This is a genomic window from Sporichthya sp., assembly GCF_013815995.1.
Lineage (GTDB): Bacteria > Actinomycetota > Actinomycetes > Sporichthyales > Sporichthyaceae > Sporichthya.
This window is the reverse complement of sequence record NZ_JACDFE010000181.1, coordinates 1-9,285: the sequence shown is the minus strand read 5'-3', so window position 1 is coordinate 9,285 and position 9,285 is coordinate 1. Positions and strand designations below refer to the sequence as shown.

Annotated in this window: 6 protein-coding genes and 1 pseudogene; all 7 read left to right on the top strand. The window is 72.0% G+C overall.

Annotated elements, in window-relative coordinates:
• A pseudogene (locus H0X00_RS17835) lies at window positions 1-244 on the top strand (molybdenum cofactor guanylyltransferase); the annotation flags it as partial.
• A 20-nt stretch (window positions 245-264) separates the two neighbouring features.
• On the top strand, window positions 265-2,049 hold the full coding sequence (locus H0X00_RS17830; protein WP_293773515.1) for an aldehyde ferredoxin oxidoreductase family protein: 1,785 nt from the start codon (window positions 265-267) through the stop codon (window positions 2,047-2,049).
• On the top strand, window positions 2,024-5,038 hold the full coding sequence (gene fdhF, locus H0X00_RS17825) for a formate dehydrogenase subunit alpha (RefSeq protein ID WP_293773513.1): 3,015 nt from the start codon (window positions 2,024-2,026) through the stop codon (window positions 5,036-5,038). The genes H0X00_RS17830 and fdhF overlap by 26 nt, the downstream gene beginning before the upstream one ends.
• Entirely contained in the window at window positions 5,035-6,738 is a 1,704-nt protein-coding gene (locus tag H0X00_RS17820; RefSeq protein WP_293773511.1) for an NAD(P)H-dependent oxidoreductase subunit E, read from the top strand. The genes fdhF and H0X00_RS17820 overlap by 4 nt, the downstream gene beginning before the upstream one ends.
• Window positions 6,735-7,970 (top strand): gephyrin-like molybdotransferase Glp, encoded by a 1,236-nt coding sequence (gene glp / locus H0X00_RS17815; protein WP_293773508.1) that lies wholly within the window; start codon window positions 6,735-6,737, stop codon window positions 7,968-7,970. Before H0X00_RS17820 ends, glp begins: the two co-directional genes overlap by 4 nt.
• On the top strand, window positions 7,967-8,401 hold the full coding sequence (locus H0X00_RS17810) for a hypothetical protein (protein WP_293773506.1): 435 nt from the start codon (window positions 7,967-7,969) through the stop codon (window positions 8,399-8,401). Before glp ends, H0X00_RS17810 begins: the two co-directional genes overlap by 4 nt.
• A partial coding sequence (locus H0X00_RS17805) for a serine/threonine-protein kinase (RefSeq protein WP_293773504.1) occupies window positions 8,398-9,285 on the top strand: 888 nt, incomplete at its 3' end. The genes H0X00_RS17810 and H0X00_RS17805, both read left to right, overlap by 4 nt.

Below are 9,285 nucleotides of genomic sequence, written 5' to 3'. Positions count from 1 at the left end.
CGTGCAGGGCGCCCCGGCGCCCGAGGTGCGCGTCAGCTGTTACGGGGCGCTGGCGAACCGGGCCGGGCTCCGGTCGGGCACGGTGCGCGCGGCCACGCTCGGAGAGGCGGCCGCGGCGGTCGGGCTCGAGCTGGACCTGCACGTGGTGGCCGCGCTCAACGGCGAGCGGATCAGTCGCGACCCGGCGTTCGGGCTGGTCGCGGGCGACTTCGTCGCGTTCATCTCCGCCGACGCCGGCGGCTGAGCGGGCCTAGGGTTCACGCCATGGCTCCGGGCGGGTATTTCGGGGCGGCGCTGGTGGTGGACGTCGGAGGCCACAACGCTGCCGGCGCCGACGCGTCCCGCCTCGACCTCTCGGACGAGGTGCTGCGGGCTTACCTGGGGGGCGTCGGGCTCGGTACCTGGCTGCTGCACACGCTCGGCGAACCCGGCGTGGACCCCCTCGCCCCCGAGGCCCCGCTGGCCTTCGTCTTCTCCCCGCTCGTCGGCACCCCGCTGACCACGAGCGCCAAGTTCGCGGTGGTCGCCAAGTCGCCGCTGACCGGCCTGCTCACCGACGCCCTGGCCTCCAGCCAGTTCGCGATCGCCGGGAAGTTGACCGGGCACGACGCGATCGTGGTCCGGGGCCGCGCACCGGAGCTCTCCGTGCTGCTCGTCGACGCCGACGGTGTCCGGGTGGAGGCGAGCCCGGAGCTCGCCGGCCTGTCCGCCGCCGCCGCCGAGATTGCGCTCCGGGAACGGTTCGGCCGCGGCTGGCGGGCGGCCGTGATCGGGCCGGCCGGTGAACGGGGCGTCAGCTTCGCCACCATCAGCCATGACGGCCGGCACGCCGGGCGCGGTGGGCTCGGCGCGGTGCTCGGGGCGAAGAACCTCAAGGCGCTGCTGGTGCGCGCCGCCGGCAAGGCTGCCGTGCACGACGCCGACGCCGTGCTGGCCGCCGCCAAGGACCTGCGCGAGCGCAGCTTCGGCCCGGCCACCGCGAAGTACCGCGAACTCGGGACGTTGGCCAACCTGCTCGCGTTCAACGCGGTCTCCACCCTGCCCACCCGCAACTTCACCGCGGCCACCTTCGAGTCCGCGCCGCGACTGGCCGCCGAGGAACTGCACGAGCTACGTGCGGTGGCCCGCAACTCCTGCGCGTCCTGTTCGATCGGCTGCGAGCACATCTACTCCCGCAAGGGCGGCGGCTCGCAGCGGATGGAGTACGAGAACGTCTTCGCCCTCGGCCCGATGTGCGGGGTCGGCGACGCTGACGATGTGTTCGCCGCGAGCGCGCGGTGCGACGAGTTGGGGCTGGACACCATCTCGGCCGGCGGCACGATCGCGTGGGCGATGGAGTGCGCCGAACGCGGGCTGCTCGACGAGCCGTGGCTGCGCTTCGGCGACGGCGCCGCGCTGTTGCGCGCGTTGGACGCGATCGGTACGCGCTCGCCGGGGCTGGGGGAGTTGCTGGCACAGGGGTCGCGGCGCGCGGCGGAGATCCTCGGTCAGGGCTCGATCGACTTCGCCCCGCAGGTGAAGGGGATGGAGCTGCCCGGCTACGAGCCGCGCACCATGCAGACGATGGCGCTCGGGCTCGCGGTGAACTCCCGGGGTGCCGATCACAACCGCTCCGGCGCGTACGAGGCCGACCTCTCCGGGGACCTGGACCGCCTCGCCGGCGGCGCCGCGCACGTCGCCGCCGCGATCGGCACCGAGGACCGCGCCGCGGTGATGGACTCGATGATCCTGTGCAAGTTCCTGCGCGGCGTCTTCACGGACCCGTTCACCGAGTGGGCCGCGCTGCTGCGTCCGGTCACCGGCTGGGACGTCGACGCCGAGGAGCTGCGGGCCACCGCCCGGCGGATCGTCGACGCCAAACGGGCCTACAACCTGCGCGAAGGCGCCACCGCCGCCGACGACACCCTGCCCCCGCGGCTACTTCAGACGGGGGTGGAGCTGGCCTCCGGCCGGACCGCGACGCTGAGCGCCGCCACCCTGCAGGCGATGGTGGACGGTTACTACGCCGCCCGCGGCTGGGACGATGCCGGGCGTCCGCCCTCGGTTTAGGCTCAAGCAAGCTCCACCTCTCGCCCAGGAGGCTGCGATCACCGCCCTGCAAGAACCCGAGACCGGCACCGCCGCGCCCGCGGTCACCCTCACCATCGACGGCCGGGAGGTCGCCGTCGCGCCCGGGACCTCGATCTACGACGCCGCGAAGGCCGTCGGGGTCGACATCCCTGTCCTGTGTCACAACGAGCGTTACGACCCGGTCGGGGTCTGCCGGATGTGTGTGGTCGATACCGGCGGGCGGGTCTTCGCGGCCTCCTGCGTGCGGCCGTGCGACGACGGCATGACCGTCAAGACCTCGACGCCGGAGCTGGAGCGCAGCCGGGCGGTCCTGACCGAACTGCTGCTCTCCGACCAGCTTCCGCGTGAGCAGGACCCGAAGGACACCACCACCGCGGACAACAAGCTCCTCGAACTCGCGGACCGTTACGGCGTCGCCCGGGAAACCACCGACCTGCCGCTGGGTACCGGCCGTGGACAGGACCTGTCCAACCCGGTGATCGCGATGGACCACGACTCCTGCATCCTCTGCGACCGCTGCGTGCGGGCCTGCGACGACCTGCAGGGCAACGACGTCATCGGTCGCTCCGGCAAGGGCTACGCGACCCGCATCGCCTTCGATCTCAACGACCCGATGGGCGCTTCGAGCTGCGTGACCTGCGGGGAGTGTGTGCAGGCCTGCCCGACCGGGGCGCTGACCAACAAGGCGATCCGGTCGATCCCGATCCAGCCGCGCGAGAAGCTGGATGCCGTCGACAGCGTCTGCCCGTATTGCGGTGTCGGGTGCGCGCTCACCTACTGGGTGGACCGCGAGCGCGGCGGGATCTCCTTCGCCGAGGGCCGCGAGCAGCCCGGCTCGCAGAGTCGGCTGTGCGTGAAGGGCCGCTACGGCTGGGACTACTCCGCCTCCCCGCAACGTCTGACGGTGCCTCTGATCCGGATCGACGCGGCCTACCCCAAGGGCCCGCTGTCTGCGGACGTACGCGGGGACGGCAAGGGCGGGACGCTCAACGGACGGGGGCGCGACGGTGCCGGCGGAGACCGGAGCGGTGGCGGCGGGCCGAAGCGACGCGAGGACGGTCGGCCGGGCAAGGACCGCGGTCGCAAGCCGGGCGGCCTGGTGGACTACGCGGAGGTCATGCCGGCCTTCCGGGAGGCCAGCTGGGACGAGGCGCTCGACCTGATCGCGAGCCGTCTCCTCGCGATCCACGCCGAGGACGGCCCCGCCTCGATCGCCGGGTTCGGCTCCGCCAAATGCTCCAACGAAGAGGCCTACCTCTTCCAGAAGCTGATCCGCACCGGCTTCGGCACGAACAACGTCGACCACTGCACGCGGCTGTGCCACGCGTCCTCGGTCGCGGCCCTCTTCGAAGGCGTCGGGTCCGGCGCGGTGTCCACCACCTACGGGGACGTCGCCAACGCCGACGTCGTGATCATCACCGGCTGTAATCCGACCGCGAACCACCCGGTCGCGAGTTCGTTCTTCAAACAGGCCCGGCGCAGGGGCACGAAGATCATCTACGTCGACCCGCGCGCCTCGACGGTCGCCGAACACGCCGACATCTTCATCCAGCTCAAGCCCGGCACGGACGTGGCCTTCTACAACGCGGTGATGCACGAGGTGATCCGGCTCGGGCTCACCGACCCCGAGTTCATCGCGAACCGCACATCGAACTACGAGGCCCTCGCCGAGACCGTCGCGGACTACCCGCCGGACCGCGCCGAGCAGATCACCGGCGTCCCCGCCGACCAGATCCGCGAGGTCGCCCGCACGTGGGGCGAGGCCGGTTCCGCGGTCGTGTACTGGGGCATGGGGATCTCCCAGCACACCACCGGCACCGACAACGCGCGTTGCCTGATCGCGCTGTGCTCGATCACCGGACAGGTCGGCCGCCCGGGCACCGGGTTGCACCCCCTGCGCGGGCAGAACAACGTGCAAGGTGCCTCGGACGCGGGCCTGATTCCGATGTTCTACCCGGACTACCAGGGCGTCGACCGGGAGGGGACCCAGCGCCGGTTCGAGGAGGCCTGGGGCCTCGCGCTCAACCCCGTCCGCGGGCTCACCGTCACCGAGATCATCCACTCCATCCTGGCCGGCGGCGTGCGCGGGATGTACATGCTCGGGGAGAACCCGTTCCTGTCCGACCCGAACACCAACAAGGTCCGCAAGGCGCTCTCCGCCCTGGACTTCCTGGTCGTGCAGGACATCTTCCTGACCGAGACCGCGGAGTTCGCCGACGTGATCCTGCCCGCGACCTCGTACCTGGAGAAGGACGGCACCTACACCAACACCGACCGCCGGGTGCAGCTCGGCCGCAAGGTGATGGACCCGCCGGGGGAGGCCCGGGCGGACTGGTGGATCGAGCAGGAGATCGCCCGCCGCGTCGGGCTGGACTGGAACTACGGCTCGCCGTCCGAGGTGTTCGACGAGATGGTCGCGCTGATGCCGTCCTACACCAACCTCGCCTACGGCAACCTCGGCTCCAGCGGGAAGCTCTATCCGAACGCCGACCCCGAGCACTCCGACGGCACGATCGTGATGTTCGACGAGCGGTTCAATACCGACGACGGGCTCGCCCACCTGGTGCCCGCGCAGTGGCTGCCGGCCCGGGAGCTCCCCGACGGCGAGTACCCCCTCGTGCTCAACACCGGCCGGCTGCTCGAGCACTGGCACACGGGCTCGATGACCCGCCGCTCGTTCGCCCTCGACGCGATCTCGCCGGTGGCTGAGGTCTACATGCACCCCAAGGACGCGGCCGATCGCGGCCTGACGCATGGTCAGATGGCCCTGGTCCGCTCCCGTCGCGGCAACATCACCCTCGCCGTGCGGGTCAGTCACCGCGAGCAGCTCGGCAACGTCTTCATCGCGTTCCACTTCCGGGAGGCGGCGGCGAACCTGCTCACGATCGACGAGGTCGACCCGGTCGGGAAGATCCCGGAGTTCAAGTTCTGCGCGGTCCAGGTCGAGGCCGCGAGGGACGAAGCGTGAGCCCCACCGGTGTCCCCGGCGTCGAGGCCCGGGCGGGCAAGTTCGCCGGGCCGTCGCTGATCCCGGCGTTGAACGCCATCCAGGCCCGGCTCGGCTGGCTCCCCCGCGAGGAGCTGGAGACGCTCGCGCGCGACACCCGCCGGCCGCGCTACGAGATCGAAGGCCTGATCTCGTTCTACCCACATTTCCGCACCACCCCGCCGCTCAAGGTGGCGCTGCACGTCTGCCATGACCTCTCGTGTTTCCTGCAGGACGGTGAGGCCCGGATCGCGGAGCTGCGCGAGCGTCACGGCGACGCCGAGGACGTCGAGCTGGTCGAGGTGTCCTGCCTGGGGCGCTGCGACTCCGCGCCCGCGTGCGCGGTCAACGAGCACCCGGCCTCGATCGACGCGGTCGAGGAGCTGATCGCGGCTGCCCGCGGCACCGGGGTCGGCCACGCTGCCGCGATGACCCGGACCGAGCCGTGGCCGAACGACCCCTACCCGGCGGGTTCCGGGGTCGCCGAGCGGTACGCCACGCTGCGCGCGCTGCTGGCCGGCGCGCTCGACCCGGGCGAGCTGGTCACCACGCTCAAGGACTCCGGGTTGCGCGGCATGGGTGGGGCCGGCTTTCCGACCGGACAGAAGTGGGAACTGGTCCGCGGCGCGCAAGGCCCGATCAAGTACGCCATCTGCAACGCGGACGAGTCCGAGCCCGGCACCTTCAAGGACCGTCAGATCCTCGCCACCCAGCCACATCTGGTCCTCGAAGGCCTGCTCTGCGGGATGGCCGTGGTCGGCGCTGAGGAGGGCTGGGTCTTCATCCGGCACGAGTACGGCCCCGAGGAGCACGTGCTGCGCGAGGAGCTGGAGGCGCTGCGCGCCGCCGGCATCATCGGCCCGGACGCCTGCGGCAGCGGGCGGCGACTCAACGTCGAGATCTTCGTCTCGCCCGGCGGCTACATCCTCGGCGAGGAGACCGCCCTCATCGAGTGCATGGAGGGCCACCGCGGCGAGCCGCGTAACAAGCCGCCGTTCCCCGGCGTCTACGGCCTGCACGGCCGGCCCACGCTGATGAATTCGGTGGAGACCTTCGCCGATGTGCCGGTGATCGCGCAGCGCGGGGCGGCGTGGTGGCAGGAGCAGGGCCTCGGTGAATCGGTCGGCTGGAAGTTCTTCGCGATCTCCGGGCACATCGAGCGACCCGACGTCTACTGCGTGCCGATGGGCACCACAGTGCGCGACCTCATCGAGCTCGCCGGCGGGGTGACCGGAGGCCGCGCGGTCGGGGCGGTGCAGCCCGGTGGGGCGTCGTCGAACTTCATCGGCCCGGACCAGCTGGATCTGGCGCTGGACTTCGGCAGCGCCGCGAAGGCCGGGACCATGCTCGGTTCCGGCGCGGTGGTGGTCCTCGGCGAGGGCACCGACGAACTCGCCGCGGCCACCAACGTGCTGCGGTTCTTCCGTAACGAGTCCTGTGGCAAGTGCGTGCCCTGCCGGGTCGGGTCGAGCAAGGCGCACGAGATCCTGCGCGGCGTTCTCGACGAGGGCGTGCCGCTCGACGGCCCTCGGCGCGCGCGGATCATCGAGCTGGAGGAAGTTCTGCGCAAGACCTCCATCTGCGGCCTCGGGCAGGTCGCGCTGGGGCCGGTGCTCAGCGTGCTCGGTCTGGACAAGGGCGGCGCTGCGGCGAACCCCCAGCCGAAGCCCGAGGGGACGTGAGCGGTCGGGAGTTCTTCACCGCGCTCACTGTCGCGGAGGCGCTGGCCGGCTTCCGGCCCGCGCGGCGTACGCGCGTCGAGTCGGTGGCACGGGAGGAGTTGCTGCACCGGGTGCCCGCGGCCGACGTCCTGGCTCCGCACGCGCTGCCCGGCTTCGCCCGCTCCACCGTCGACGGGTACGCGGTGCGCGCCGCCGACACCTTCGGCGCGTCCGACGGGTTGCCTGCCTACCTCGAGCTGGCCGGCACCGTCCGGATGGGCCGGGCGGCGGAGGTCGCCGTGCCCGCGCACGGCGCGGTCGCCATCCCGACCGGCGCCATGATCCCGCACGGCGCCGACGCGGTGGTGATGGTCGAGTACACGGCGGAGACCATGCCCGGCACGATCGAGGTGACCCGCCCGGTCGCGCCCGGCGGGGGAGTGGTCGGGGCCGACGACGACGTGCCCGTCCGCGGTGTTCTGGTCCCGGCCGGGCGACCGTTGCGGGCCCCCGACCTCGGCCTGCTCGCCTCGGCCGGGGTCTCGGCGGTGCCGGTGCACGCCCGGCCACGCGTGGCGATCCTGTCCACCGGAGACGAGGTGGTCCCACCGGACACTCAAGAATTGACGGCTGGTCAGGTGCGCGACGCCACCGCGAGCGCCCTCGCCGGACTGATTCGCGATGCGGGCGGTGACCCGGTCTACGCCGGCATCGTCCCGGACGACGCGGATGCTCTCATCGAGGCGCTGCGCCAGGCGCTGGCCGAGGCCGACCTGGTCGTGATCTCCGCCGGCTCCTCGGTCGGCGCCCGCGACGAAACCGCGACCGCCGTCGCGGAGCTCGGGAAGATCTGGTGCCACGGTTTGGCCATCAAGCCCGGCAAGCCGACGATGCTGGCCGAGTGCGACGAGATCCCGCTGATCGGCCTGCCGGGCAACCCGCTCTCGGCCCTGGTGGTGTTCCGGCTCGTTGGGGTCCCGCTGGTGTGGCGGCTCGCCGGGTGTGACCAACCTCCACCGCAGCCCCGGACGCGCGCCCGGCTTACCCGCAACGTCGCCTCGCAGGCCGGGCGCCTCGACGTGATCCAGGTTCGGCTGGACCAGGGCCCCGACACCGGCCTGGGCGCCGAGCCCCTGCACGGGCCGTCGGCCCTGCTCTCCGTCCTGGCCCGCGCCGACGGTTGCGTGCTGGTGCCCGAACCCGCGACCGGCCTCGACGGCGGCACCGAGGTCGACGTCATGCTGTACGCGTGAAGGTCCTCCGCACCGGGTATCCGACGGGTATGGACGTCCGGAGCGTGGCGGTCCCGGCCTGCGCTGCGCTGGTGCTCGGGCTGCTGTCAGGCTGCGGTTCGGGCACCGACACGATCGGTACCTCCGCTTCCGCCGACCTGCACCGTCAGGTCGACGCGGTCCGGGAGGCCGTCGCGGACGGCCGCAACCCCGCGGCCCTATCTGCTGTCGACGATCTGCGGGCAACGATCCGGCGACTCGCGGCGTCCGGGGAGCTGGACCCCGCCGACGGACGGGTGCTGCTGACGCAGGTGGATCGGATCGCCACGCGCGTCGAGGCCCGTGCCACCCCGACCCCGGTACCCACTCCGGTCGTGGTCTCCGAGCCCACTGCCGGCAAGGACAAGGACGAGGACGAGGACGAGGACAAGGGAAAGGGCAGAAAGAAGTGAGCGACGCCGGCAAGGCCCCGATGAATGCCGGCCCGGTTCTGGTCGGTGCGCAGTTGGGCGAGCGCTACACGCTGACCCGCCTCATCGGTACCGGCGGGATGGCTTCGGTGTGGGCCGCGCAGGATCCGCGCCTGGACCGGGAAGTCGCCATCAAGATCATCTCCGACACGCTCGCCCTCGACCCCACCTTCGTCGAGCGCTTCGAGCGGGAGGCCCGGATCGCCGCCGCGCTCTCGCACCCCCACGTCGTGGGCGTGTTCGACTACGGCACGCATGGCGGCCGGCCGTACCTGGTGATGGAGTGCGTCCCGGGCGGAACGCTGTCGAGCCGGCTCAAGGAGGATCGCGTCGACTGGGACCCCGTGACGATCACCCGGGAACTCCTCGACGCGTTGGGTCACATCCACGCGGCCGGCATCCTGCACCGCGACCTGAAGCCGGCCAACGTGCTCATCGGTGCGGACGGCCGCGCCCGGCTCACCGATTTCGGGATCGCTCATCTGGCCGACGCGACCAAGCTGACCAGTACCGGGTTCATCGTCGGAACCGAGAAGTACCTCGCCCCGGAAGTGCGGCGCGGCGCAGCGGCGACGGTCGCCAGTGATCTCTACGCGCTCGGCGTGCTGCTGCGGGAGTGCGCCACCGCGCACGCCCCGGGCGGTCTGACCGAGCTGACCGATCGGCTGACCGATCCCGACCCGGACCGGCGCCCGGCCTCTGCTGCGTCCGCCCTCGCCCTGCTGGTGGGCACCGCTGCTCATCTGCAGCCCACCGCCCCGATGCCGATCGCGCCCGACCCGGAAGCCGCGACGAGGGCGATGACCGCAGCGACGTTGATCGACGCACCGGCCGCCGCGGCCGCCCCGCGGAGGCGCTTCCCGCGC

Bases quoted from the DNA above. Each gene is read 5' to 3' on its own strand.
- H0X00_RS17830 (WP_293773515.1), top strand. From the start codon at position 265: ATGGCTCCGGGCGGGTATTTCGGGGCGGCGCTGGTGGTGGACGTCGGA.
- fdhF (WP_293773513.1), top strand. From the start codon at position 2,024: ATGCCGGGCGTCCGCCCTCGGTTTAGGCTCAAGCAAGCTCCACCTCTC.